The sequence below is a fragment of the Streptomyces sp. NPDC056486 genome (genome assembly GCF_042795295.1).
Lineage (GTDB): Bacteria > Actinomycetota > Actinomycetes > Streptomycetales > Streptomycetaceae > Streptomyces.
In genome coordinates, this window is sequence record NZ_JBHTSF010000046.1 from 1 (window position 1) to 24,858 (window position 24,858).

General features: G+C 70.6%; 25 protein-coding genes. 11 read left to right on the top strand and 14 right to left on the bottom strand.

Translation table 11 applies throughout. The features are described from left to right. Positions 1 to 37: 37 nt before the first annotated feature. Positions 38 to 535, bottom strand: coding sequence for a DUF5709 domain-containing protein (locus ACFQ7F_RS19835; RefSeq protein ID WP_383272159.1), 498 nt, complete (start codon positions 533 to 535; stop codon positions 38 to 40). Positions 536 to 669: 134 nt separating this feature from the next. After that, on the bottom strand, positions 670 to 1,788 hold the full coding sequence (locus ACFQ7F_RS19840; protein WP_383272057.1) for a PP2C family protein-serine/threonine phosphatase: 1,119 nt from the start codon (positions 1,786 to 1,788) through the stop codon (positions 670 to 672). A gap of 403 nt (positions 1,789 to 2,191) precedes the next feature. Here ACFQ7F_RS19840 and ACFQ7F_RS19845 point away from each other — a divergent pair, with 403 nt between their 5' ends. Both ACFQ7F_RS19845 and ACFQ7F_RS19850 read left to right on the top strand, forming a co-directional pair. Continuing rightward, the gene (locus ACFQ7F_RS19845; protein WP_383272059.1) at positions 2,192 to 2,371 is read left to right on the top strand and encodes a hypothetical protein; all 180 of its coding nucleotides are present in this window, start codon (positions 2,192 to 2,194) and stop codon (positions 2,369 to 2,371) included. Between the two features lie 104 nt (positions 2,372 to 2,475). Continuing rightward, the gene (locus ACFQ7F_RS19850; protein WP_383272061.1) at positions 2,476 to 3,498 is read left to right on the top strand and encodes a PHP domain-containing protein; all 1,023 of its coding nucleotides are present in this window, start codon (positions 2,476 to 2,478) and stop codon (positions 3,496 to 3,498) included. 32 nt (positions 3,499 to 3,530) lie between these two features. Here ACFQ7F_RS19850 and ACFQ7F_RS19855 read toward each other — a convergent pair whose 3' ends face one another. The 4 genes from ACFQ7F_RS19855 to ACFQ7F_RS19870 all read right to left on the bottom strand — a co-directional run bounded on the left by ACFQ7F_RS19855 (position 3,531) and on the right by ACFQ7F_RS19870 (position 8,128). Then, the gene (locus tag ACFQ7F_RS19855; protein ID WP_383272063.1) at positions 3,531 to 5,627 is read right to left on the bottom strand and encodes a xanthine dehydrogenase family protein molybdopterin-binding subunit; all 2,097 of its coding nucleotides are present in this window, start codon (positions 5,625 to 5,627) and stop codon (positions 3,531 to 3,533) included. Positions 5,628 to 5,659: 32 nt separating this feature from the next. Then, on the bottom strand, positions 5,660 to 6,655 hold the full coding sequence (locus tag ACFQ7F_RS19860; protein ID WP_383272065.1) for an FAD binding domain-containing protein: 996 nt from the start codon (positions 6,653 to 6,655) through the stop codon (positions 5,660 to 5,662). Beyond that, complete coding sequence (locus tag ACFQ7F_RS19865; protein WP_383272067.1) at positions 6,652 to 7,185, bottom strand: 2Fe-2S iron-sulfur cluster-binding protein; 534 nt, start codon at positions 7,183 to 7,185, stop codon at positions 6,652 to 6,654. Before ACFQ7F_RS19865 ends, ACFQ7F_RS19860 begins: the two co-directional genes overlap by 4 nt. 127 nt (positions 7,186 to 7,312) lie before the next feature. Continuing rightward, complete coding sequence (locus ACFQ7F_RS19870; RefSeq protein WP_383272069.1) at positions 7,313 to 8,128, bottom strand: SAM-dependent methyltransferase; 816 nt, start codon at positions 8,126 to 8,128, stop codon at positions 7,313 to 7,315. A gap of 247 nt (positions 8,129 to 8,375) precedes the next feature. On the opposite strand from ACFQ7F_RS19870, the gene ACFQ7F_RS19875 reads away from it, so the two are divergent. From ACFQ7F_RS19875 to ACFQ7F_RS19885, 3 genes are all read left to right on the top strand, one after another. Further along, positions 8,376 to 9,281, top strand: a complete 906-nt coding sequence (locus ACFQ7F_RS19875; RefSeq protein ID WP_383272071.1) for a glycoside hydrolase family 16 protein — start codon at positions 8,376 to 8,378, stop codon at positions 9,279 to 9,281. 116 nt (positions 9,282 to 9,397) lie between these two features. Next, a complete protein-coding gene (locus tag ACFQ7F_RS19880) occupies positions 9,398 to 10,363 on the top strand; it encodes an LLM class F420-dependent oxidoreductase (protein ID WP_383272073.1) in 966 nt (321 codons plus the stop codon). 75 nt (positions 10,364 to 10,438) lie between these two features. Then, a complete protein-coding gene (locus ACFQ7F_RS19885; protein WP_383272075.1) occupies positions 10,439 to 10,861 on the top strand; it encodes a hypothetical protein in 423 nt (140 codons plus the stop codon). Between the two features lie 61 nt (positions 10,862 to 10,922). Here ACFQ7F_RS19885 and ACFQ7F_RS19890 read toward each other — a convergent pair whose 3' ends face one another. The 5 genes from ACFQ7F_RS19890 to ACFQ7F_RS19910 all read right to left on the bottom strand — a co-directional run bounded on the left by ACFQ7F_RS19890 (position 10,923) and on the right by ACFQ7F_RS19910 (position 16,048). Then, positions 10,923 to 12,335: an NADP-dependent succinic semialdehyde dehydrogenase gene (locus ACFQ7F_RS19890; protein WP_383272077.1), complete on the bottom strand. Its 1,413-nt coding sequence runs from the start codon at positions 12,333 to 12,335 to the stop codon at positions 10,923 to 10,925. A 20-nt stretch (positions 12,336 to 12,355) separates the two neighbouring features. Further along, complete coding sequence (locus tag ACFQ7F_RS19895; RefSeq protein WP_383272079.1) at positions 12,356 to 12,544, bottom strand: DUF6479 family protein; 189 nt, start codon at positions 12,542 to 12,544, stop codon at positions 12,356 to 12,358. A 189-nt stretch (positions 12,545 to 12,733) separates the two neighbouring features. Then, complete coding sequence (locus ACFQ7F_RS19900) at positions 12,734 to 13,567, bottom strand: aldo/keto reductase (RefSeq protein ID WP_383272082.1); 834 nt, start codon at positions 13,565 to 13,567, stop codon at positions 12,734 to 12,736. 63 nt (positions 13,568 to 13,630) lie between these two features. Then, positions 13,631 to 14,203 carry an HPP family protein gene (locus ACFQ7F_RS19905; protein WP_383272084.1) on the bottom strand — a complete coding sequence of 191 codons (573 nt, stop codon included), beginning with the start codon at positions 14,201 to 14,203 and terminating at the stop codon, positions 13,631 to 13,633. A gap of 267 nt (positions 14,204 to 14,470) precedes the next feature. Beyond that, entirely contained in the window at positions 14,471 to 16,048 is a 1,578-nt protein-coding gene (locus tag ACFQ7F_RS19910) for an MFS transporter (RefSeq protein WP_383272086.1), read from the bottom strand. 115 nt (positions 16,049 to 16,163) lie between these two features. On the opposite strand from ACFQ7F_RS19910, the gene ACFQ7F_RS19915 reads away from it, so the two are divergent. Then, positions 16,164 to 17,078, top strand: a complete 915-nt coding sequence (locus ACFQ7F_RS19915; protein ID WP_383272088.1) for a TetR/AcrR family transcriptional regulator C-terminal domain-containing protein — start codon at positions 16,164 to 16,166, stop codon at positions 17,076 to 17,078. A 35-nt stretch (positions 17,079 to 17,113) separates the two neighbouring features. Here ACFQ7F_RS19915 and ACFQ7F_RS19920 read toward each other — a convergent pair whose 3' ends face one another. From ACFQ7F_RS19920 to ACFQ7F_RS19930, 3 genes are all read right to left on the bottom strand, one after another. Beyond that, a complete protein-coding gene (locus tag ACFQ7F_RS19920; RefSeq protein WP_383272090.1) occupies positions 17,114 to 18,445 on the bottom strand; it encodes an enolase C-terminal domain-like protein in 1,332 nt (443 codons plus the stop codon). A gap of 58 nt (positions 18,446 to 18,503) precedes the next feature. Continuing rightward, positions 18,504 to 19,841 (bottom strand): gluconate:H+ symporter, encoded by a 1,338-nt coding sequence (locus tag ACFQ7F_RS19925; RefSeq protein WP_383272092.1) that lies wholly within the window; start codon positions 19,839 to 19,841, stop codon positions 18,504 to 18,506. A gap of 109 nt (positions 19,842 to 19,950) precedes the next feature. Beyond that, the gene (locus ACFQ7F_RS19930; protein ID WP_383272161.1) at positions 19,951 to 20,868 is read right to left on the bottom strand and encodes a 5-dehydro-4-deoxyglucarate dehydratase; all 918 of its coding nucleotides are present in this window, start codon (positions 20,866 to 20,868) and stop codon (positions 19,951 to 19,953) included. Between the two features lie 203 nt (positions 20,869 to 21,071). Between ACFQ7F_RS19930 and ACFQ7F_RS19935 the strand changes: the two genes are divergently transcribed. From ACFQ7F_RS19935 to ACFQ7F_RS19955, 5 genes are all read left to right on the top strand, one after another. Beyond that, positions 21,072 to 21,881, top strand: a complete 810-nt coding sequence (locus tag ACFQ7F_RS19935) for an IclR family transcriptional regulator (RefSeq protein WP_383272094.1) — start codon at positions 21,072 to 21,074, stop codon at positions 21,879 to 21,881. Between the two features lie 97 nt (positions 21,882 to 21,978). Beyond that, positions 21,979 to 22,272: an ArsR/SmtB family transcription factor gene (locus ACFQ7F_RS19940; RefSeq protein WP_383272096.1), complete on the top strand. Its 294-nt coding sequence runs from the start codon at positions 21,979 to 21,981 to the stop codon at positions 22,270 to 22,272. Continuing rightward, positions 22,269 to 22,664, top strand: coding sequence for a VOC family protein (locus ACFQ7F_RS19945; protein ID WP_383272098.1), 396 nt, complete (start codon positions 22,269 to 22,271; stop codon positions 22,662 to 22,664). The genes ACFQ7F_RS19940 and ACFQ7F_RS19945 overlap by 4 nt, the downstream gene beginning before the upstream one ends. Positions 22,665 to 22,722: 58 nt before the next feature. Then, positions 22,723 to 23,292: a DinB family protein gene (locus ACFQ7F_RS19950; RefSeq protein ID WP_383272100.1), complete on the top strand. Its 570-nt coding sequence runs from the start codon at positions 22,723 to 22,725 to the stop codon at positions 23,290 to 23,292. A 219-nt stretch (positions 23,293 to 23,511) separates the two neighbouring features. Beyond that, positions 23,512 to 24,816, top strand: a complete 1,305-nt coding sequence (locus ACFQ7F_RS19955; RefSeq protein ID WP_383272102.1) for a PP2C family protein-serine/threonine phosphatase — start codon at positions 23,512 to 23,514, stop codon at positions 24,814 to 24,816. Positions 24,817 to 24,858: the final 42 nt, after the last annotated feature.

The following is a 24,858-nucleotide window of genomic DNA, read 5'->3' on the forward strand; positions in this document are numbered from 1 at the left end:
GCCCTGGTCCGAGCCGCCGTGGCCGTGGCCGAGGAAGTCAGCCCGAAGAGCCCGTAGCGTCGTCGGCGTCGGGATCAATGACGTGCACCGCGGCCTCCTCGGCGGAGGCCGCCCCGCCGTCGATGCCCATGTCCTCGCCGATCATGTCCTGCTCGGCGTCGTCCTCCGCGTCCCGGCTCGCCCCGTCGTCCGGGGCGAACAGGCGCCCGGCGCGGGCATCTCCCACCTCCGCCTCGTCGATCGGCTCGCCGTCCGTGTCGGTCGTGTCCCCGATGCCGTCGTCGTCCTCGGTCGGCCCGGGGACTTCGAGCGTGGGGTCGGGCCGTTCCTCGGAGAGGCGTTCCGTCAGGCTCTCGCCGTCCTGCTGCTCCTGAGCGGTGGTGCCGGTGTGGGCCACCCCGAGGGGCCGTTCGGGAGGCGACCAGCCCTCGTCGTAGGGATCCGCCCCGCGGTCGCTGAGCGTGTCCTCCGCGTCGAGGATGCCCTCGTCCTCGCGGACCTCCTCCGCGTCGGGCTGGTAGACCTCGTCGCCCATGACCTCGTCGTTTCCCACGGTGCTCGTCCTCCTTCATGCACGACTGATGCTGGTGTCCTGCCGTGTATCCACCCTGATCCAGAACACACGTTCCGGCATGCCGGGGCAGGGCACGCGATGCGAAGGGCCTGCGGTCACCGCGTTCCCGGCGGGCGCCACTCCAGGAGCAACAGTGTCGCGTCGTCGCGCAGTTGGTTGTCCTGCCGGTCGAGGATGGAGTGAATGAGCTGGCGCAGTGCCTCGGGCGCCGGTTCGCCCGCGGCGGTCGCGCGGATGATGCTGTCCGTGAACCGCTCAAGGCCGAACTCGGCGCCGCCCCCGGTCCGCAGCTCGGTGACGCCGTCGGTGTACATCAGCACCCGGTCACCCGGCTCGAGTGCTTCCTCGTGGACCTGCCACGCCACGTCGGCCAGCAGGGCGGGCGTGCCCATGGGCGGCTGGGCCGGTCGCTCGAGGGCACGGTCGAGCACACGGTGGTCCCGGATCAGCAGGGGCGGCGGATGGCCGCAGTTGCACCAGCGCAGCACCCCCTCGGCCAGATCGAGCTGGGCGAGGATCCCCGTGCAGAACTGCTCGGGCAGCCACCCGGCCAGCGCATGCTGGACGGTGTCGACGAGTTCGGGCAGATCGGCCTCTGCCCTGCGGGCGTTGCGGCAGCCGGCCATGGCCACGGCGGTCGTGACGCCCGACGCGAGGTTGTGGCCCATGGCGTCCAGGATCGCCACGTGCAGCGTCGAAGGGGTCAGGGAGTGATCGAAGGCGTCGCCGCCGATCTCGTACGCCGGTTCGAGTACGGCGGTCGAGATCACATGGGAGTTGCCGATCGTCCTGGGCGGCAGGAAGGCCCGCAGCATCTCGGCGGGGAGCTGCATGGTCTCGGACCGCGTCCGGCGGGCGAAGCTGTCGCTCGATGCCCGCTTCGAGGTGATCGTCATGGCCAGGATGGAGGCCAGCATGCGGCAGCGCCGCAGCAGCGCGACGTCGATGACCGACGCCGTGGCGCCGATGACGCCGAGTCGCTCGGCGCCGTCGATCAGCGGCAGCCAGGCGACGATCCTGCCCTGGGCGAGTTCCTCGACGCGCAGTGCGTGCGCCCGGTAGGCCGAACCGGCGACGGAGGTGTCCACACCGAGGGTGGGCGGCCCCTCGGACAGCGGCACCAGGTACCGCTGCTGGATGTCCACGAGGTACACGTCGACCCGGTCGAGCCCGACCGCGTCGGCGAACCGCTGCGCCAGGGCGGGAAGCTCCATCGGAGACGCCGCGTGTGCCGACGCGAGCAGTTGCTCAAACAGCTGTTCCCCGGGGCCGGGCTGTCGTGGGCCGCGCTTCCCGGGTCCGGGGCCGGGTCCGGGGCTCTCGGGACCGGCATTCTCGGGTCTCGGCTCCCTGGGCTGGCTCGACATCTGTGATCACCGCCTCATCAGCAGTCTCACACCGGGTCCCGGATCCCGCCCGGGCTCGGCCGTGCGGGCGCGCATTTCGCGTACACCCGCCGGATTTCCGGCGTCCAAGAGCTCTCCCCGGTGCATCGGGCCGGACGTCTCAGCGGTCGACCCCGGTCCGCAGAGACGCGCAAGCGCAGCGTAAGGTCGCGGACCGGCCGCATGCGGCTGAACCGACCAATACCGTCACCCGAACAAGGAGCCGCTGGTCATGCCAGCCAATGACGCCGCTCAGGCGCCGATCTACGACACCCTCGTCCAGGAGCACGGCGATGTCCTCGCGACAGCCCGCCAGGCCGCCGAGGAGACCCAGCAGAGAGCCGAGGCCGTGCTGGACTTCAGGGGGCCGATCGCGGTCGTTCCGGACTTCCCGGCCGTCGAGTCCGCGTAGGGCGCCCTGGAGGTCCTCCGGTTCCCTCGCGTGCCCCGTGGCCCTCGATGGGCGACGCTGGAAGCACACGTACGCCGTCGCAGTACCGACGGCCGGAGGTGCCGATGGATCCCGTCCGGGCCCTGGAACGGATCGCCTTTCTGCTGGAGCGCGGCCGCGCCCCGACCTACCGTGTGCGGGCCTTTCGCACCGCGGCCGAGGTGGTCGGCGGTCTTGCCGACGGCGAGGCCGCGCGGCGCGTCGGTGACGGGTCCCTCGAGTCGCTCAAGGGGATCGGCCCCAAGACCGCCGCGGTGGTCCGCGAGGCGCTGGCCGGCGACGTACCGGAGTATCTGGAGCGCCTTGAGGGTGAGGCCGATACCCCGCTCGTCGAAGGCGGCACCGCGCTGCGGGCGCTGCTGCGCGGCGACTGCCACCTGCACTCCGACTGGTCCGACGGCGGCAGCCCGATCGAGGAGATGGGCCGGGCGGCCCAGGAGATCGGCCACGAGTGGGCCGTGCTCACCGACCACTCGCCACGCCTGACCATCGCGCACGGTCTGTCGCCGGAGCGGCTGCGCGAGCAGCTGGCGGTGGTGGCCGACCTCAACGAACGCTGGGCGCCCTTCCGGCTGCTCACGGGCATCGAGTGCGACATCCTCGACGACGGATCGCTCGACCAGGAGCCCGAGCTGCTCGACCAGCTCGACGTGGTGGTCGTCTCCGTGCACTCCAAGCTGCGCATGGACGCCGACGCGATGACGCGGCGCATGGTCGCCGCCGTCAGCGATCCCCGGGCCGACATCCTCGGGCACTGCACCGGCCGGCTCGTCACCGGACGCGGCAGGCCCCAGTCGCAGTTCGACGCGGACGCGGTGTTCGCCGCGTGCGCGGCCGCGGGCACGGCGGTCGAGATCAACAGCCGCCCGGAGCGGCTCGACCCACCGCGCCGGCTGCTGCGCCGGGCCGTGGACGCCGGAGTGCTGTTCTCCGTGGACACCGACGCGCACGCGCCGGGGCAGCTGGACTGGCAGGTGTTCGGATGCGCGCGGGCCGAGGAGTGCGGGGTGCCCGCCGAGCGTGTGGTGACGACCTGGACGGCGGAGAAGCTCCTTGCCTGGACGGGGGAGAGCCGGGCCGCTGCCTGAGGGCGCCGCAGCGGTTCGGGAGCCTTGGGATTTCAGAGGCCGCCCATCAGGACCCGGTCCGGCGTGAGGGGCAGTTGGCGCAGCCGCCGTCCGGTCGCGTGGTGCACCGCGTTGCCGATGGCGGCGGCCGTCCCGACGATGCCGATCTCTCCGATGCCCTTGCTGCCCATGGGGTTGAGGTGCGGGTCGTCCTCGTCGATCCAGTGCGCCTCGATCTCGGGTACGTCCGCGTGCGCCGGTACGTGGTAGGCGGCGAGGTCGGCCTCAGTGAAGTCGCCGAAGGCCGGGTCCATCGTGCTGCCCTCGGTCAGTGCCATACCCAGGCCCATCGTCATCGCGCCGATGAATTGCGAGCGCGCGGTGCGGGAGTTGAGGATGTGCCCGGCCGCGTAGACACCGAGCAGCCGGCGCACCCGGACCTCGCCGGAGACCGTGTCGACGCCGACCTCGGCGAAGTGCGCGCCGAAGGAGTGGCGGGAGTAGTCGCTGTCGGCGTCGGCCTTGCCCGCCGTGTCGGCGGTGGCGCCGACGCCTTCCGGGGGCAGCTGCTGCCCCTGCTGTCCCGCCAGGCGAGAGGCCAGTCGCGTACAGGCCTCGTGGACGGCCCAGCCCCAGGAGGCCGTCCCGGACGAGCCCCCTGCGAGTGAGGCGTTCGGAAGGTCGCTGTTGCCGATGTCGGTGCGCACGGAGTCAAGCGGGACGCCGAGCGCGTCGGCTGCGACCTGGGCGAGTACGGTGCGCGCGCCCTGGCCGATGTCGGTGGCATTGACGCGGACCACGAAGCTGCCGTCCGGGTAGGCGTGGGCGGCGGCCTGGGAGGGCGCGACGACCACCGGGTACGTCGCCGCTGCGACCCCGCTGCCGATCAGGACGGGCCCCTCGGAGCGCGAGCGCGGGCGTGGGTCGCGCTCGGACCAGCCGAAGCGCTGGGCGCCCTCGCGCAGGCACTCGGCCAGGTGGCGGCTGCTGAAGGGCTTGGAGCTGTCGGGCTCCGTACTGGTGTCGTTGCGCAGCCGCAGCTCGACGGGGTCGATGCCGAGGGTCACGGCGAGTTCGTCCATCGCCGACTCCAGGGCGTACATGCCGGGCGCCTCACCGGGTGCCCGCATCCAGGAGGGACTCGGCACATCGAGCGGGACCACACGGTGGGTGGTGCGGGCGTGCGGCGAGGGATACATGATGCGCGTGGCGGCGGCGGCCGTCTCGACGAACTCCTTGACGCGCGAGGTGTGCGCGGTCACCTCATGGATCACGGAGGTCAGCGTGCCGTCCTCCTTGGCCCCGAGGCGCACCCGGTGCAGCGTCGGTGCGCGGTGGCCCACCACGGCCGCCAGCTGGCGGCGCGGCAGGACGAGTTTGACGGGCCTTTCGGTCATGCGGGCGGCCATGGCGGCGAGCACGACGTGTGGCCGTGGCGTGCCCTTGGCGCCGAAGCCCCCGCCGACATGCTCCGAGATCACCGTGATCTGATCCTTGGGCAGCGCGAACAGACCGGCCAGGACATTGCGGACCGTGGTGGCGCCCTGGCTGCTGTCGTGCACGGTCAGGTGCCCGTCCTGCCAGTGGGCCGTGGCCGCGTGCGGCTCCATGGGGTGGTTGTGCAGCGGCGGCACCCGGTAGGCGACATCGACGCGGGCAGGAGCAGAGGCGTACGCGCCCTCCGCGTCGCCGCGCACGTGCTCGCCCGATGTGCCGTCCTCGTCCTCCGGTACGTAGGCGTCGGAGTGATCGGCCTTCAGGGTGACGTCGTGCGGTTCCCCGGCGTAGGTGACCTTGACGGCCTCGGCGCCTTCGCGTGCCGCCTCCAGAGTCTCGGCGACGACGAGCGCGACGTACCAGCCCCGGTGCGGAACACGCGCGTTCTGCAGCACGGCGAGCGTCGCGTCGTCCGGCTCTTCGAGGCGCGGCGCGTTCAGGTGGGTGAGGACTTCGACGACGCCGGGCAGCTCAAGGGCCGCCGTGGCGTCGACGGCGCTGACCGCGCCGCGCGCCACGGTGGCGGGGACCGGCCACGCGTAAGCGCACCCCTCGGGGGTGTGCTCGGCGGCGTAGCGGGCGGTCCCGGTCACCTTCTGGGGACCCTCCCTGCGCTCGGCGGGAGCTCCGAGGGGACTGACGGTGTCCGGCATGGGGTTCTCCCTGGAGGCGGGGGCTTCAAGTTTCAGGAGGCGGAGGGCGAGTCGGCGAGGCGCCGCAGCACGTCGCACGCGAGATTGCGGGCCAGGCGCACCTTGAACGCGTTGTCCCGCAGCGGTTCGGCCGTGGAGAGTTCGGCGTCCACGGCCCGCAGGAACGCCTCGTCGCTCGGAGGTTCGCCCAGTAGCGCCCGCTCGGCTTCCCGGGCGCGCCAGGGCCGGTGGGCCAGGCCGCCGAACGCGATGCGCACCTGGCGTACGACGGAGTCCTCGACGTCGAGGACCACGGCCACCGAGGCAAGCGCGAAGGCGTACGAGGCGCGATCGCGGGCCTTGCGGTAGACGGAGGGCAGCCCCGCGGCCTCGGGCGGGAGCAGCACACCGGTGATGAGCTCCCCGGGTGTGATCTCGGTGTCCAGGTCAGGACGGTCGCCCGGCAGCCGGTGGAACTCGGCCACGGGCAGGGTGCGCCGGCCCCGCACACCGTGCAGCTCCACCTGGGCGTCGAGCGCGGCGAGCGCGACCGCCATGTCGGAGGGGTGCGTGGCGATGCAGAGCCGTGAGTGGCCAAGGATCGCGTGGTCGCGGTGGACGCCGTCGCGTGCGCCGCACCCGCTGCCCGGCTCACGCTTGTTGCACGGCTTGGCCAGATCCTGGAAGTAGGGGCAGCGGGTGCGCTGGAGCAGGTTGCCGCCGGTCGTGGCCACATTGCGCAGCTGCCCCGACGCCCCAGCGAGCAGGGCCTGGGCGAGGACGGGGTAGCGGTCGCGCACCAGCGGATGGGCGGCGAGGTCGCTGTTGCGCACCGTCGCTCCGGCCCGGACGGACCCGTCGGGCAGCTCCTCCACCGCGTCCAGAGGCAGCCTGCTGACGTCGATCAGCCTTCCGGGGCGTTCCACGCCCAGCTTCATCAGGTCGACGAGGTTGGTGCCGCCGCCCAGATAGCGGGAGCTCGGGCGGCCCGCGTGGGCCGCGGTCGCCTCTTCGACGCTGTAGGCACGTACGTACCGGAAGGGCTTCACCGGGTCACGTCCTCGACGGCCTCGACGATGTGGGGGTACGCGCCGCAGCGGCACAGGTTGCCGCTGAGCCGCTCACGGATCTCATCCCTCGTCAGCTCCACGGGGGCGCCGGTGGCAGCGTCCGGATCCGTCACGTGCGACGCGTTGCCCGCGGCGGCCTCCGCCAGGGCGCCGACGGTCGAACAGATCTGGCCCGGGGTGCAGTAGCCGCACTGGAAGGCGTCGCGCTCCAGGAAGGCCCGCTGCACGGGATGCAGGTCCTCGCCGTCGTCGGCGTGCAGCCCCTCGACGGTGGTGATGTCGCACCCCTCGTGGGCGACGGCAAGCAGCAGACAGCTGTTCGCGCGGCGCCCGTCGACCAGGACGGTGCAGGCACCGCACTGTCCGTGATCACAGCCCTTCTTGGCGCCGGTGAGACCCAGCTGTTCGCGCAGGACGTCAAGGAGCGTCGAACGGTGGTCGACGGTGGGGCGGCACGGTGTGCCGTTCACCGTCAAGGGCACTTCCGAGCGGAACACATCGGTCCCCATGGCGCTCTGCTCCCTCGTCGAAGCGTGGTCTGCGGTGTCATCGCGTAACCAGCCTGAGTCAGGACACACATTCCGGCATGCCGGGCGCGCGCAGGCGGCGCATCGGCTCACCCTCGCGGCGAGGGTGTCACGGCTTGCGGGCGAGGCCGCCGTGTTCCCCGATGGGCTCCGGGGCGGGGGAGTCGGGGGCCGGGCGCCAGAAGGGAACCGAGACGACTCCGGGCTCCAGGAGTTCCAGTCCGTCGAAGAACGCGGTGATCTGGTCGACGGGGCGCAGGAAGTACGGCACGGCGCCGGTTTCGTTGTAGGCGTCCTGGGCCTGTTCGTAGTCGGCGTCGGTGCCCCGTGAACCGTCGTTGACGGAGAGGTAGCTGCCGGAGGGCAGGCCTTCCATCAGGCGGGTGACGATGGCGCGCGCCTGGTCGTAGTCCGCGACGTGGCCCAGGATGTTGCTCAGGATCAGGGCGGTGGGGCGGGTGAGGTCGAGCGTCTCGGCCGCGGCCGCCAGGATGCGGTCGGGGTCGGACAGATCGGCGTCGATGTACGCGGTCGCTCCCTCGGGGGTGGAGGTGAGCAGGGCGCGGGCGTGCGCGAGGACCATCGGGTCATGGTCGACGTACACGATCCGGGTGCGGGGATCGAGCCGCTGGGCGACCTCGTGGGTGTTGTCCACGGTCGGCAGGCCGGTGCCGATGTCCAGGAACTGCCCGATGCCCGCCTCGGTGACCAGGTGGGTGATGTTGCGCCGCAGGAAGGCACGGCTGCTGCGGGCGACAGTGACGATGCCGGGGAAGACGGCGCTGTAGGCGTCGCCGGCTTCCTCGTCGACGGGATAGTTGTCCTTCCCGCCGAGCCAGTAGTTCCAGATCCGGGCCGAGTGCGGCACCGATGTGTCGATCTTCTGATGCGCCGCGGATCCGGGCGTCGTCGTGGGGTCGGTCATGGGTAGCGTCCGTCTTTCCACCGAGGCGTGAACCGTTCACGGCACAACCTACGTCTCAACAGTGCGGACGCGTACACCAGTTCACTGTTCGGCGGGTCGAATCGGCGGTGGCCGACAGTACCGGGGCCGACGGTATGGCGGGACGGCGCGGGCTCCGCGAGGATGCCCCCTTCGCGTGAGGCGTCCGACAACTCCTGTGGGGCGTGTGCGGCCGGGGCGTGTGCGGCCGGGAGGAAGGAAGTTCGCGATGGGATCACACGCGGCGGCGAGACGGCGCAGACCGGTCGTGCTCGCGGCGCTCGGCACCACGCTGGTTGCCGCCCTGCTGTCCATCCCGAGCGCCGGGGGAGCGCCGCAGTCGGCCGACGCCTGCGGCAGCGTCGGTGCTGACCTGCCGCGCGGTGACTGCGGGCCGTTCTGGCAGGTCGTCGCCGAGGACTTCAGCGGCGACCGGGTGCCGCTCGGCGCGTTCAGCGACTGCGACCATCACACCGACACGTCCGCCGCGTACTGCGACGGACTCATGGGCTCCTACCGTGACAACTGGTGGGCCTACCCCACCGGGTGGCGCGACACGGCCAACGACCGGGGCCGTGATGTCGTGGGTGTCTACCACCCGGAGGACACCGTGAGCGTCGGCCCTGCGGAAAATGGCGACGGCCGTATGCGTATCCGGATGTGGCGGCCCGACGACGGCGGTCCTGTCCACGCCGCGGCGGTCGTACCACGTGCCGTCATGCAGATGAAGTACGGCAAGTACAGCGCACGTATCAAGGTGACCAAGCCGGCTCCCGGTTACAAGTCGGCCTGGCTGCACTACGGAGGCGGCTGCGAGATGGACCACCCCGAGGGCAACTGGTCCGGATCCCTCACCGCCTTCCACCATCCGTGCGGCGGCGGCGAACAGGGCACGTTCCGCGGCGCCGACGAGTGGACCCAATGGCACACGGTGTCTACCGAATGGACCCCCGGGCGCGTGCGCTTCTTCGTGGACGGGCGGGAGACGGGAGAGGACACCCGTGGCGTGCCCGACCAGCCGCTGTCCTGGGTCCTGCAGAACGAGAGTGCCCTCGAAGGCCCGGGAGCGGCGCCCGGCAGCAGTGCGCAGCTGGAGATCACTTGGGTCGCCGCGTACGCGTACGACTGGAAGTAGGGGCGGAGAAGTAGGGGCGGAGGGGACCCGAGTAGTCCCGTGAGGCGTGGGCAGCAGCCTCATACAGCCGCTGACGGTGATGTTTCAGCGGGAGCATATCGGCAAAGCGTACAAATATGGTGCAAATCGGCTACACGATGATGACCGAGCAGGCGGGCCCCCGTGCCCTCGTCGACGATCTGGTCGCGGCGGAGCGGGCCGGGTTCGACTTCTCCGTCACGTCCGACCACTACTTCCCCTGGCTCGACTCGCAGGGGCACGCGCCCTACGCGTGGAGCGTGCTCGGCGCGGCGGCGCAGGCGACCTCGCGGATCCCGCTCATGACGTACGTGACCTGCCCGACGGTGCGTTACCACCCCGCCGTGGTGGCGCAGAAGGCCGCGACGATGCAGTTGCTCTCCGAGGGGCGCTTCAGGCTCGGCCTCGGCTCGGGCGAGAGCCTCAACGAGCACGTGGTCGGCGCGGGCTGGCCGTCACCGCAGGTCCGCCTGGAGATGCTCGAGGAAGCGATCGAGGTCATCCGCGCGCTGTTCACGGGCGACAACGTCAACCACCAGGGCACCCACTTCGATGTGGCGAACGCCCGTCTGTGGGACCTGCCCGACGAGCTGCCCCCCATTGGAGTGGCGGTCTCCGGCGGCCGGTCCTGCGCCCTTGCCGGGCGTCTGGCCGACCTGGTCATCGCGACCGAGCCCAAGGCCGACCTGATCGAATCCTTCGACCGGCACGGCGGCAGCGGCAAGCCCCGCGTCGGCCAGCTGCCCGTCTGCTACGACACCGACAAGGACGCTGCAGTCGCCCGCGCGCACGACCAGTTCCGCTGGTTCGCCGGCGGCTGGCCCGTCAATTCCGAGCTGCCCGGACCTTCCGGTTTCGCGGGCGCCACGCAGTTCGTCACCGAGCAGGACGTCGCGGCCCAGATCCCGTGCGGCGACGATGTCGACGCGTTCGTCGACGCCGTACGTCCCTATGCCGAGGCGGGCTTCACGGAAGTCGCCCTCGTCCAGGTGGGCGGCGAGCACCAACGCCCCTTCATCGACTGGGCCGAGAAGAAGCTCCTTCCCGCCCTGCGCGACCTCTGAGCCCGTAGATACCTGCCCTCACATCGGGTACCCGTGATCACACGTCAGGTACCCGCGACCCCACTGGAGAACAGCGTGAACGACACACCCGACCCGGCTGCCCCCATCGCGCAGTCCGACTCGCCCGACCTGGTGCAAGTGGTCCTCGGCGAGTGCTCGGCGGCCGACGCGGACGCCGTCTTCGGCGTGCTGCGCACCCACTTCCCCTCCGACCGCGGCGAGGACGCGCCGCACCGGACGGACCAGCCCGGCCCCGTCGTCTGGACCGGTGGATTCCTCGCATCGGGCAGCCCGGGGCCCATCCGGGGCGTGCTTCTCGCGGGTTCGGTCACCGCCGACCTGCAGGGCAGCCCGGTGGCGGTGGACCAGCTGCGCAACACGCTCGAATCGGCCTTCGTCGTCTCGACCACCGGCACGGAATCCGGTGACCAGGAGGTGCAGATGCAGTTGCGCCTGACGGGCGCCGAGCACGGGGAGCCACCGCTCCCGGGCCGCTGAAGGCGCGCTGAGGGGGGCCACCGAGGGGGTGGCCCCCTTTTCTGTCAGCCCTTGGTGTCTGTCAGCCCTTGGTGGCCGGGTCGGACGGGCCGTACCAGACCGTCGTGGCGTTGCAGAACTCGCGGATGCCGTGTCCCGCCAGCTCCCGTCCGTAGCCCGAGCGCTTGACGCCGCCGAAGGGCAGGCCAGGGTGCGATGCGGTCATGCCGTTGAAGAAGACGCCGCCCGCCTGCAGGTCCCGTACGCAGCGTTCGATGTCGGCGTCGTCGCGCGTCCACACATTCGAGCTGAGCCCGAACGGCGAGTCGTTGGCCAGGGTGACGGCCTCGTCCAGGTCCGCCACGCGATAGAGCGTGGCCACCGGGCCGAACGCCTCCTCCTTGTGGATGCGCATCTGCGGGGTCACGTCGGCCAGGACGGTGGGGGAGTAGTACCAGCCCCGCTCCTGCTCCTTGGGGCGCTGCCCGCCGCACAGCGCGGATGCGCCGCGGGCGAGCGCGTCGTCGACGAGTTCCTCCAGATCGCTGCGGCCCTGCTCGGTGGAGAGCGGGCCGACGTCGGTGTCCTCGCTCGCCGGATCGCCCACGGTCAACTCCCGCATACCCGCGACGAATCGGTCACGGAAGGCGTCATAGACGTCGGCGTGCACGATGAATCGCTTGGCGGCGATGCAGGACTGCCCGTTGTTCTGCACCCGGGCGGTCACCGCGGTCGCAGCGGCACGTTCGATGTCGGCGCTCGGCAGCACGAGGTAGGGGTCGCTGCCGCCCAGTTCGAGGACGGTCTTCTTGATCTCGTCGCCTGCGGTGGATGCCACCGAGCGCCCCGCGGGTTCGCTGCCGGTGAGGGTCGCCGCGACCACCCGCTCGTCGCGCAGGATGCCCTCGACGGCGCCCGAGCCGACAAGGAGCGTCTGGAAGCAGCCCTCGGGGAACCCGGCGCGACGGAAGAGGTCCTCCAGGTAGAGGGCGGTCTGGGGCACGTTCGACGCGTGCTTGAGCAGACCGACGTTGCCCGCCATGAGGGCGGGGGCCGCGAACCGCACGACCTGCCAGAGCGGGAAGTTCCACGGCATCACGGCGAGCACGACGCCCAGCGGGCGGTAACGGACGATCGCCCGGGTCGCCCCGGAATCCTCCACGTCGGCCTGCGCGGGGTGCTCGTCCGCGAGCAGCTCCTCTGCCCGCCCGGCATACCAGCGCATGGCCTTGACGCACTTGGCCGCTTCGGCCTTGGCCGCCTTGATGGGCTTGCCCATCTCCGTGGTCATTGTCCGGGCGATGGTCGCGTTGTCCTTCTCCAGCAGGTCGGCGGCCCGGTTCATGAGCCGGGCCCGCTCGGTGAAAGTGCTGGTGCGGTACTGGCCGAACGTGGTGTGGGCGACCGCAAGGCGGCGCTCGACCTCCGTGTCCTTGAGCGACTCGAAGGTCTTGAGCGTCTCACCTGTGGCGGGATCGACCGTGGCGATGGGCATGCCATTCCTCCTCGGAACGCCTAGCGCGACTTGGGAGGCTCCTGATCGGGCTCTTCCCAGGAATCCGCGCGCGGCTGGGGCTCCTGTGGCGGGTCGGGGCGTCGGGCGGCCTGTCGCCGTCCGAAGTAGAAGAGGGCGAGCAGTACGGCGACGATCACCACGCCGATGATCAGCATCAGCGACGAGGTTCCGCTTGCGGCGAGGAGCATGTAGTGCCTCCTGTAGGGCCCGAAGCTTATGGCTCCGGGCGTTGCGGGCCCCGGGATTCACCCTAGAGCGACATGCGCGGGGAAGCATGCGCAGCGACCGTACGAGTGCCCGGACATGCGGAGCGCACACGTCCATTCGCGGTCGGATCCCTCGGATGGATCTCTCGGGCGGAGCCCGTCAGGAGCCCTTCAGAGGATCTCCAGAGGCTCCTTGCGGATCGGCGCGGGGAACGCGGCATCCAGTGCTTCGAGGTCCTCGGTGGTGAGGTCGACGTCGAGGGCCGCGTGGTTCTCCTCCACGTGCGCCGCGGTGGAGGCCTTGGGAATGGCGATGACGTCGTCGTGACGCAGCACCCAGGCGAGCGCCACCTGAAGAGGGGTGCATCCGTGCGCCGACGCCACCGACTCCAGGGCCTGATGGCCGAGCAGCCGCCCCTGTTCCAGCGGGGAGTAAGCCATCAGAGGGATCGAGCGTTCGCGGCACCAGGGGAACAGGTCGTACTCGGGGCCGCGGCGGGTGAGGTTGTAGAGCACCTGGTCCGTCTGCGGGAGGGCGCCTTGGGGGAGTTCCGCCAGGTCGTCCACGGCGAGGTTGCTCACACCCCAGGCGCCGACGCTGCCGCGGCTCACCAGACCTTCGAGAGCCTCGACGGTCTCGGCGAGCGGCACACCGCCCCGCCAGTGCAGCAGATACAGGTCGATCCGGTCGGTGCCGAGGCGGCGCAGGCTCGCCTGACAGGCGTCGACGGTGCCGCGGGCGTCGGCGTTCGAGGGCAACACCTTGCTCACCAGGAACACCTCGTCGCGGTGCCCGCGGATCGCCTCGCCGACCAGTTCCTCCGAAGCGCCGCTCCCGTACATCTCCGCCGTGTCGATCAGCGTCATGCCCAGGTCCAGGCCCCTGCGGAGGGAGGCGAGCTCCTCGGTGCGGCGCGAGGGATCGTCGCCCATGCGCCAGGTGCCCTGGCCCAGGGCGGGCACGCTCACACCGGAGGGGAACGTCACTGTCTTCGCCGCTGCCATCCCGTGACCCTTCTCGTATGCCGTCAGGCTCGTATGCCGTCACGCCAAGGACATCACAACTGATCACCACCAGTACGCGGGATAGCGGGGCGCGCCGGGACGGGCGTACGAGGAGACCCAGCCCGCGAGGACGATCACGATGACCGCGCCGGCGAGCAGAGGCACGAAGGTGGCGGGCCGGGGGTGGTGCAGGACGATGACGACGGCAGTGGCGCAGGCCGGTGAGTGCGGGGTGCGCGCCGCGGTCATGACGGCCAGGCCGATGCCCGCGGCGAGCGCAGCCGCCCAGGGGGCGTTGCCCAGGGCGCCGAGGGTCGCGTACCCGATGCCGGCGCAGAGCAGATGGCCCGCGATCACGCTGCGCGGCTGGGCCAGCGGCAGGCGGGGGACGCTGTGCACGATCGCGGCGGATGCCGCCAGCGGGGGTATGAGGACCGGCTCATGGACCACGGATCCGACAGCGACCAGCGCGAGGAGCACGGCGGTGACGGCAGCGATGTTGTGCAGGGCGGTGCCCGCGGGAGGCGGCGCGGGGGCGCGGCCCACGAGGCGGGGCAGGATGCGGGGACGCGTGCGTATATGGGGGCGCGGCCGGGCAGGCGCGGGCGGCGCCTCGATGATTTCGTCGGTGCTCAAGAGAAGGACGTTCCGGACTTCAGCCGACGGGGAACCCGGACGGCGGGGTGACAGAGGGCAGGAGTCGCCGCGGCCGCCCGTGCGGTCGGCAGGGGGCGCGGGCAGCGTCGGCGGCCCGGGGTCGGGGCGTCCGCGTACTCACCCGAGATCTTACGAAGCCCTGTCGCGCGGCCCGCGGCCAGGTCCGGTGCTTACCGCGCTGACCAGCGTCGATAGAGCCGAGTCCACTGCCCTCGCCCCCCCCTGAGCCCGTTCCTCCCTGCCGCCCTAGCGCACGTGCGTGGTCCGGACGAGCTCCGCGGGACCGGATTCGGGGTGTGGCTCGGCCGGATTTGTGGTCTTACCGGCTCCGCGCAGCAAGACGACGGAGAAGAGGCCGGCTGCGGTCATGACGACGGCCGCGCCGATCGCGGCGAAGCCCATCCCATGGGTGAAGGCATCGCGCGCCGCCGTCAGCACGGTGTCCGCCGTGCCGGAGGGCAGTCGCGCGGCCACCGTCGTCGCGCCGCCCAGGGTTTCGCGTACGGCATCGGCGTCCGGAACCCCGGCCGGCAGGGCGTCGGCCATGTCGCGGCTGTAGACCGCCGCGCCGATGGAGCCGAGGATCGCCATGCCCAGGGCCCCGCCCAGTTCCTGGCCCGACTCAAGGACGGCCGCCGCCGAGCCCGCACGCTCCGGCGGGGCGGCTCCGAGGGCGAGTTCATTGGCGAGCGTCATGGCGGCGACCAGGCCTCCCGCGTAGACCGAGGCGCCGGCCAGCGTGACCCAGAGGGCCGAGTCGGTGTGCACCTGGGTCAGCCAGAGGAAGCCGCAGGCGGAGAAGAGGAATCCCCCGCCCATGACGTACGCCCGGTCGACGCGCTGGGCGAGCACCGCCGCGACCGGGGCCATGACGACCACACTTGCTCCCGGCACCAGGCTCCACAGAGCGGCCTCGAACGGGCCCATCCCGAGGACGGACTGCAGATACTGCGTGAGGAAGACGGCCATGCCCACCGTGGCGAACATCGCGAGGAGATTGGTGACCACCGGGCCGCCGAAGGTGCGCCGGCCAAGGAGGCCGAGGTCGATCATGGGGCGCGTCAGCTGCTTCTGACGGCGTACGAAAACGTAGCCGAGCACAAGACCCGAGGTGATGCCGAGGGCGGGCAGCGGCTCGTAGCCGTGCTGGGCCAGTTCCTTGATGCCGTAGATGACCGGGAGCAGGGAGGTGAGGGAGAGCGCGGCGCTCAGCAGGTCGAAGCGGCCCTGCTTCGGCACCTTGAACTCCGGTACCAGGAACGGGACCAGGATGAGCAGCAGCACCATCGCGGGCAGATTGATCAGGAAGACGGAACCCCACCAGAAGTGCTCGAGGAGCAGACCGCTGACCACCGGGCCCAGGGAGATGCCCGCGGTCATGACGGCCGTCCATACGGTCACGGCCTTGCCGCGCTGCTTCTCGTCGCGGAAGAGGTTGCGGATGAGGGCGAGCGTCGAGGGCATCAGGGCGGCGCCGCCGAGGCCCAGCAACGCCCTTACGGCGATGAGGAGTTCGGCCGAGTGCGCGTACGCGGCGGCGACCGAGGCCGCACCGAAGACCGTGGCGCCCACGAGCACCAGGACGCGTCGGCCGATCCGGTCACCGATGGCGCCCATGGTGATGAGCAGACCCGCGAGGACGAAGCCGTACATGTCGAGGATCCACAGCTGCTGCGTGGCGCTCGGCTCCAGGTCCTGGCTGATGTAGGGAATCGCGAAGTAGAGGACCGAGACGTCCATCGAGACAAGCAGCAGGGGCAGCATCAGGACGATGAGGGCGGACCATTCCTTGCGGCCCGCGCGGGGGTGGGGTGTGTTCTCCATGGCCGCCACGGAATCGGGTCTGCGCGTACGCCGCAAACAATGACCTAGTGCACTTCGCCCACCGTCGCTTCTGGGCTGGGAGACTGCGTACCAAGTGCACTAGTACAGTGCGGCCATGGCTGCCGAACCGCCCTATCTCCGTATCGCGGGGGACATCCGTCACCGGATCGACTCCGGCGACCTCGCTCCGGGCGACCGCGTGCCCTCCACCCGGAACATCACCCAGGAGTGGGGTGTCGCGATGGCGACGGCGACGAAGGCGCTCGCCGCACTGAACCAGGAGGGTCTGGTGCGCGCCGTGCCCGGCGTCGGCACGGTGGTCGCGGAGCCGGGACGGGAACGCCGTGCGGCTCCGGGCCAGGGCCTGACCCGTGAGCGCATCATCCGCACCGCGATCACGTTCGCCGACGCGGAGGGGCTCGCGGCGCTGTCCATGCGCCGCGTCGCGGCCGAGTTCGGCACCTCCACCATGGCCCTGTACCGGCATGTTCCGAGCAAGGGCGAACTCGTACGCCTGATGTCGGAGGCGGTGTTCAGCGAGGAGCCGCCGGGGCCCCGACCGCGCGGCTGGCGTGCCCAACTCGCGCAGGAGGCGCGGTGGTTGTGGGGTCTGTACGAGCGTCACCCTTGGCTGGGGCGGGCCATGGCCGGTCTCACCCGGCCGATGGCCTCACCCCATGCGATGCGGTACACGGAGCGGGCCTTGACCGCCCTGCGCGGAGTGGGGCTCACGCCGTACCAGATGATCCATGTCCACCTCGCCGTACTCGGGTATGCCCAGGGCGTCGCGCTGGCCATCGAGCTGGAGTCCCAGGCGCGGCAGGACACCGGTATGACCCCCGAGGAATGGATGGCGTCCAACGAGCCGCGTATGGACGCCATCCAGACCGCAGGGGCCTATCCGGTCCTCTCCACGCTCTTCGGCGACGACGACTTCGGTCTGGAGCTCGGAACGCTCTTCGAGTTCGGGCTCGAGCGGTTCCTGGACGGGGTCCAGGCCCTCATCGAGAAGCCTCGTGGGGCGTCCTAGGGCCGGGACCGACGACGGAACCGATGGCACGCGTCTCACCGCACCAGGCAGGGCCGCTTGTTGTCGAACTGCCAGTCGGGGATGAGGTAGCGCATGCCGGTGGCGTCGTCGCGTGCGCCCAACGCCTTCTGCTGGTAGAGGTCGTGGGCCGCGAGCAGACGGTCCATGTCGAGCTCGATGCCGAGGCCGGGAGCGTCGGGTACGGCGATCTCCCCGTCGACGATGCGGGGCGGGGCGGTGGTGAGGCGCTCCAGGCCCTCCTGCCAGATCCAGTGGGTGTCCAGGGCGTTGTAGTCGCCCGGGGCCGCGGCCCCGCAGTGGGTGACCATGGCCAGGGAGATGTCGAAGTGGTTGTTGGAGTGGCATCCCCAGGTGAGCCCCATCGCGTTGCACAGCTGCGCCACGCGCACGGAGCCCTGCATGGTCCAGAAGTGCGGGTCGGCCAGGGGGATGGAGACGGACTGCAGGGCCAGGGCGTGGGTCAGCTGCCGCCAGTCGGTGGCGACCATGTTGGTGGCGGTCGGCAGTCCCGTGGCGCGGCGGAACTCGGCCAGGACCTCGCGACCCGAGTAGCCGCCCTCGGCGCCGCAGGGGTCCTCGGCGTAGGCGAGGGTGCCGGTCAGGGGCGCGCACAGCTCGATCGCCTCGCGCAGCGACCATGCGCCGTTGGGGTCGAGGGTGATCCGGGCCTGGGGGAAGCGGTCCTTCAGGGCGCGTACGGCAGCGACCTCATCGGCGCCCTCCAGGACCCCGCCCTTGAGCTTGAAGTCCCGGAATCCATAGCGGTCGTAGGCGGCTTCGGCCTGCCGGACGATCGCATCGGGGGACAGGGCCTCCTCGTGCCGGATGCGGTGCCAGTCGACGGGCGATTCGGGCTCGCGGACGTACTCCAGGTCGGTGCGGTCGGGGTCGCCGACGTAGAAGAGGTAGCCGAGGACGCGGACGGAGTCGCGCTGCTGCCCGTCGCCGAGCAGCGCCGCGACGGGCACCCCCAGGTGCTGGCCCAGGAGGTCGAGCAGCGCGGACTCGACGGCGGTGACGGCGTGGACCGCGGTGCGCAGGTCGAAGGTCTGCGCGCCCCGCCCACCGGCGTCACGGTCGGCGAAACGCTCGCCGATCTCGCGCAGGACGCGCTTGTAGTCACCGACGCGGGCGCCGACGACGAGCGACTCGGCGTCGCGCAGGGTCTGGGTGATCTTCTCGCCGCCCGGCACTTCGCCCAGGCCCGTGCGGCCTTCGGAGTCCTTCAGGACCACGATGTTGCGGGTGAAGTAGGGGCCGTGTGCGCCGGAGAGGTTCAGCTCCATGCAGTCCCGGCCTGCGACCGGGTAGACGCTGAACGCGGTGACGGTCGGCTGCCTGTTCATGATCAAAGGTTCCTCAGGTGTGGGATACGGGGAGGGCGGGGCGGTGCCGGGCGGCGGTTCAGAGGCTGAGGACGTCCAGGGCCCACTCCACCGCGAGGACGCCGCCGAGGCCGAGGATCGCGAGCACCGTCGTATAGGTGGTGCGGACCTTGATCGCTTCGATGACCGAGAGGTTGAAGTACTCCTTGAACAGCCAGAATCCTGGGTCGTTGACGTGCGAGAAGGCGATCGATCCGCAGGAGACGGCGAGCACGAGCATCTCGGCGTGTACGCCGCTGCCCGCCAGGAGCGGCAGCACCACGCCGGAGGCGGTGACGACCGCGACGGTGGCGGAGCCGAGGGCTATGCGGAGGATCACCGCGATGAGCCACGCGAGGATGAGCGGCGAGATGGACCAGCCGTGGGTGGTGTCCTTGATGTGGTCGGAGATGCCTCCTTCGACCAGGACGTTCTTGAACGCGCCGCCCGCTCCGATCACCAGAAGGATCATGGCCATGGCCTGCGCCGCCGACGTACAGGAAGCGCTGACGTCGGCCAGGCTGCGGCCGATGCGTGGCCCGAACGCCCAGATGGCCAGAAGAAGGGTGAGGAGCAGCGCGATCGGTGCCGAGCCGATGAACGTGATGAAGTGAAGGAACGGGCTCTCGCCGGAGGCGGCCATCTCGGTCACCGAGGCACCGGCGATCAGTACGACGGGGAAGAGCGCCACGGTCAGGGACCAGCCGAGTCCTGGCATCTCCTCGTCGGTGAACTCGCGCTCGCTGACGAGGCCCTTGGGAATCGAGGGGTTCATCGCCTTGATGAACGGAAGCCGCGGCCACACGAGGGCGATCAGCGCACCGGCGGGTACCGCGATGAACAGGCCGTAGACCAGCGTCAGACCGACGGAGGCGTGGAACGTCGCGGCCACGGCGGTGGGGCCGGGATGCGGCGGCAGGAAGCTGTGCATCGTGGAGAGCGTGATGGACATCGGAAGCCCGATCCACAGCAGCTTCGCCCCCGTGACGCGTACGAGGGTGAACGCGATGGGCACGATGATGATGAAGGCGACCTCGTAGAACATGGTCACGCCGATGAGCATGGACGTGACCACCATGGCCACTTGGACCCACCGCGGTCCGAACGCGTCGAGCATCTTGTTGGCGATGCGTTGTGCGGCACCGGAGTCACCCATGACGCGGCCGACCATGGCGCCGAGTCCGATGACCAGCATCGTGTCGCCGATCTGGCCGCCGATGCCCTCCGAGAGGACGTCCGGGATGGTGGCCACCGGAATTCCCTGCACCAGCGCGACGCCGACCGCCACGAACAGGAGGGCGGCAAAACCGTTCAGTTTCAGCCGGGTCATGAGGAACAGCAGGATCAAGACGCTGACCCCGACTACGACGAGCGGCATTTCAGTTCCCCTTTGAACTGTGGATCAAGTCGCCTCGGACGGCGGTGTGGGGCTGTAGAGAGCGAATGGGCGGGACGGTCAGAGCGGATGGGCAGGACGGTGAGGCGGATCAGGCTCTGTGCCGCGCGGCCGAGACCAGATCAAGACCGGCGTCAAGGACCTTCTCCAGATCGGCGAGGTCGTCCGGGCTGAGGTCGGTGAGGGGCGCGCGCACCGGGCCGACCGGGAGGCCGCGCAGCCGTGCGGCGGCCTTGACCAGCGAGACGGCGTACCCCGGCGCCCGGTCGCGCAGCTCGACCAGCGGGACATAGAACTCCCGCAGCAGCCGGTCCATCGCCGTGTCGTCCTGCTCCCGCAGCGCGGTGAAGAAGGCGTCGGCGATCTCGGGGGCGAAGGCGTGGACGGCTGAGGAGTAGGCCGGGACGCCTACGGTGGCGTAGGCGCGGGCCTGGATCTCCGCGGTGGCGGCGCCGTTGAAGAAGAGGAAGTCGTCGGGGGCGGCGAGGGTGAGGCGCTGCAGCCGATCGAGGTCGCTGTGCCCGTCCTTGAGACCGATGACGGTGGGTATCCCGGCGATCCGGCGCACGGCTCCGGCGTTGAAGGTGACTTGCCCGCGCTGGTAGGCGATGAGGGGCAGCCCGGTGCCGGCGGCGATGCGGCGCAGTTGCTCCACCAGACCGTCCTGCGGCGCCTCGACCAGGTAGTGGGGCATCACCAACAGGGCGTCCGCGCCCTCCTCCTCCGCGATCCGGGCGAACCGCAGCGATTGGGCCCAGCCGTATCCGGTGCCCGCGACCACCGGGAGTCGGCCGTCGGCGACCTCGACCGTGACCCGGATGACGGCGCGGTACTCCTCCTCGTCGAGCGAGAAGAACTCGCCGGTCCCGCAGGCGGGGAACACGGCGCCGGGCCGGGTCTCCAACTGGGCGGTCAGGTAAGAACGGTAGGACTCCACGTCCAGGCTGCCGTCGCTCGCCATGCTCGTGAGCGGGAAGGAGAGCACGCCGCGCGCCATGCCCTCCCGCAGTCGCCGGGCAACATCCTCGGGCTGTGTATCGGGCTTCGTACCGGGCTTGTTCGTGCCGGGCTTGTTCGTGCCGGGCTCGTTCGTGCTGGGCTTGTTCACGAAACTCATCTCTATATGCAGATGGCGTCCACGTATGAGAATGGAGGCTAGAGTCATGAACGATCGGGGTCAATGGGCAGGCGCCGCCGATCTACGATGGGCGGATGGCGGAGAGCGGAACGGAGCGCGGGCCCGGCCCGGGTGTTCGCGGGGTGAAGTCGGCGCTGCGCACCGTCGCGCTCCTCGAACTGCTCGCCGAGCGCGCCGACCGGCCGGCCCGCCTCGACGAACTCGCCGAGGAGTTGGGCGTGCCGCGCAGCAGCATGTACCAACTGCTGCGGACCTTGATCGACTGCGGCTGGGTGCGCACGGACACCACCGGATCGCTCTACGGCATCGGGATCCGCACGCTGCTCACCGGCACGAGTTATCTCGACGGCGACGAACGGGTGCGCGCCATCCGCCCGTACCTTGACGAGGCCTCGGACGCCCTGGGGGAGACGATCCACCTGGCGCGGCTCGACGGCCCGCACGTCGTGTATCTGGCGACCCGTGAGTCCCACGAGTACCTGCGCACCATCAGCCGGGTGGGCCGCCGCGTCCCCGCGCACGCCGGCGCCCTCGGAAAGGCGCTGCTCGCCGAGCGCCCGGATGGCGAACTCCCGCTCCCCGAAGGCCCATTGACTGCCTTCACGCGGAGCACGCACACCGACCGGGCGGCGCTTCTCGCCGACCTCGGGCGGGTGCGCGTGCGCGGCTACGCCATCGACCGCGAGGAGACGGTGAGCGGTATCGCGGGCTTCGGCTTCGCCCTGCGGTACGACGCGCCCGCCGTCGACGCCATCAGCTGCTCGGTGCCCGTGGCCCGGCTCAGCGACGCACATCAGAGTCGCGTCGTGTCCGTCATGCGCGAGATCCAGAGGAAGATCGAAAGCCTCCTGGCACCCGTCTCGGGCGCTCCCGACTGGCGCTGACGGCGCGGTACGGCACGGCGGGGCTGGGCGCCGCGTACCTCGGCGCAGTGCCGCTCCGACTTGATAGGTAAGTCGTGACTTGCCTATGGTGGGGGTCATGGCGGAGGATGTTTTCAAGGCTCTCGCCGATCCCACCCGTCGGCACATCCTCGATGAGCTGGTGGAACGGGACGGTCAGACCCTGTTCGAGATATGCGCCCGGCTGATGAACAAGTACGGCCTGGGGCTGTCCCGTCAGGCGGTCAGCCAGCACCTGGCCGTACTGGAATCCGCGGGCCTGGTCCATTCGAGGCGCCAGGGCCGCTACAAGTTCCACGACCTGAACACCGAACCTCTTGAGGTCATCGTGACCCGATGGCTCAAGCCCGACGCACCGGAGAGCAGCCCATGAGAATCCACCTGACCAGCGTCTTTGTCGATGACCAGGAAAAGGCCGCGCGCTTCTACACCGACATCCTCGGCTTCGTGAAGAAGCACGACGTCGCGGTCAGCGAGGAGGGGGACCGGTGGCTGACCGTGGTCTCACCGGAAGATCCCGACGGGACCGAGCTGCTCCTCGAGCCCTCCGGCCACCCCGCTGTGCAGCCGTACAAGACGGCCCTGGTCGAGGACGGCATCCCGGCCACCGCCTTCGCCGTGGACGACGTCGCGGCGGAGTTCGAGCGGCTGCGTGAGCTCGGGGTGTTCTTCACCCAGGAGCCGCTGGAGATGGGCCCGGTCACCACCGCGGTCCTCGACGACACCTGCGGCAACCTCATCCAGATCGAGCAGTACGGCAAGTAAGGGCCCGGCGCCCCGAGCCCGCGAAAGTCAGTAGCGTGCCCGCTCCTCGCGGGCGACCATGGCGCGCATGAGCGACGAACCTGAACGGTGGAGCCGGGCAACCACCTACCCCGACATGTGGGCCGACCCGGACGACGACCCCCGCAACAGCGACGGAGTCAGTCCGGACGGTGAGCTGGCCACGCTGGAAGACTTCCTGACGAACTACCGCATGACCCTGCGGATGAAGTGCGACGGCCTGGATGCCGAGCAGCTGGCCCGGCGGTCGGTTCCGCCGTCGACGATGTCGCTGCTCGGCCTGCTCCGGCACCTCGCCGAGGTGGAGCGGGACTGGCGCAACTGGATCAGCGACGGAGAACCGCTGACGAAGCTGTACGGCAAGCGCGACGCGGACTTCGACGGAGCCGTCGGCGAGCAGGCCCAGGTCGACGCCGCATACGCCGATCTGGCGCGCGAGCAGGCAGCGACGGATGCCGCGCTGGCCGAGCATCCGGATCTGGGCGAGCGTCTGGGGGAGGACGGGTTCGCCGTCCGGGAGCTCATGGTGCACAGGATCGAGGAGTACGCCCGTCACTGCGGGCAGGCCGACCTGTTGCGCGAGTGCATCGACGGCAGGGTGGGTCAGTGACGGATGGGCCGGTGACGGTGCGTCAGTGACGATGGCCGGGGTATTCCCACCGCCGGATACGCCCTGCGGCATGCGGGTTCGCTACCGAGCAGTGTGTGCATTGTGCGAAGATCCGGAGACCCGTAGTGGTTGGCGTCGGCAATGGCCGCACAGCCAGGCGGATTTACTGGGTGGGGAAGGCGGGAGCTGGCGGTGGCGTCACAGCCGTGGACTTCAGGCATGCGTTCAACCGCCGAGAGCGACACCGTAGCGCCCCCGCAGGTGTCGCAGCCGTCGGTGCTTCTGGTCGAGGACGACCCCGGCGATGCGCTCCTGGTCGAGGAGCTCGTCGCCGACAGCGCTTTGAAGATGCGTCTGCAGTGGGTGCGCTCCATGTCCGAGGCGCGTGAGGCGCTGGCCTTCGAGATGCCGGACTGCGTGCTGCTCGACCTGCATCTGCCGGATGCTCAAGGTCTTGAAGCCGTCTCCATGATCCAGTCCCAGGCCGATCAGGTCGCGGTGGTCGTGCTCACGGGCCTCGCCGAGGAGGAGACCGGCCTCGCCGCCGTGGCCGCGGGGGCCCAGGACTACCTCGTCAAGGGCCGCGTCGAACCGGAGCTGTTCGGCCGGGCCGTGCGCTACGCGGTCCAGCGCAAGCAGGCCGAGCAGGCCGCCGTCGCCCTGCAGGCCAGCCAGATGCAGGCACAGGAGAACGCCAGGCTGGAGCGGGGGCTGCTGCCCAGGCCGCTGCTGAGGAGTGCGGGCGTCGACGTCGTGGCCCGCTACCGGCCCGGCCGCGCGCGAGCCCTGCTCGGCGGCGACTTCTACGACATCGTCCAGAGCACGGACGGCACCGTGCACGCGCTCATAGGGGATGTATCCGGCCATGGGCCCGACGAGGCGGCCCTCGGTGTGGCGTTGCGCATCGCCTGGCGCACGCTGGTGCTCAGCGGCGTCACCGGCCCCGAACAGGTGGGTCGGCTCGAGGAGATCATGCTGGCGGAGCGGGTGAAGCCGTACGTCTTCGCCACGCTGACGAGTCTCTCCGTCCCGGCGGGGGAACAGCACGCGCGGGTGACGCGCGCCGGCCATCCCGGGATGCTGCTGCGCACCGCGGACGGCGGCGTCGAGTGGGTGGAGGTGGCCGGCGGACCGGCCCTGGGCGTCGCGCCCGGCGTGCTGCTCTGGCCGGTCGAGGAACTGCCCCTTCCCGAGGGCTCGGCACTGGTGCTGTTCACCGACGGCCTCTTCGAAGGGCACGTCGGGTACGGCCGCGAGCGGCTTGGCGAAGCGGGACTGCTCGGCCTCGCGCGGGAGCTGGCCGTGCTGGCACCGGAGGAATTCGTCGACACGCTGATCCAGCGGGCCGAGGACCTCGCCGAGGCGCAGGGCGGCCTGGCCGACGACGTGGCCGTGGTGCACCTGCACTGGCACGGAAACGGAGACGGGAACGCAGGAGACGGGAACAGAGACGGTGACGGGCGGACGGAAGCTGTGGTCGGGAGCCGCCACAAGAACAGCATCGGAGAACAACGCCGTGGCTGAGACGACGAGCAGGGCATGGATCGGCCGTCGTCTGACGGTAAA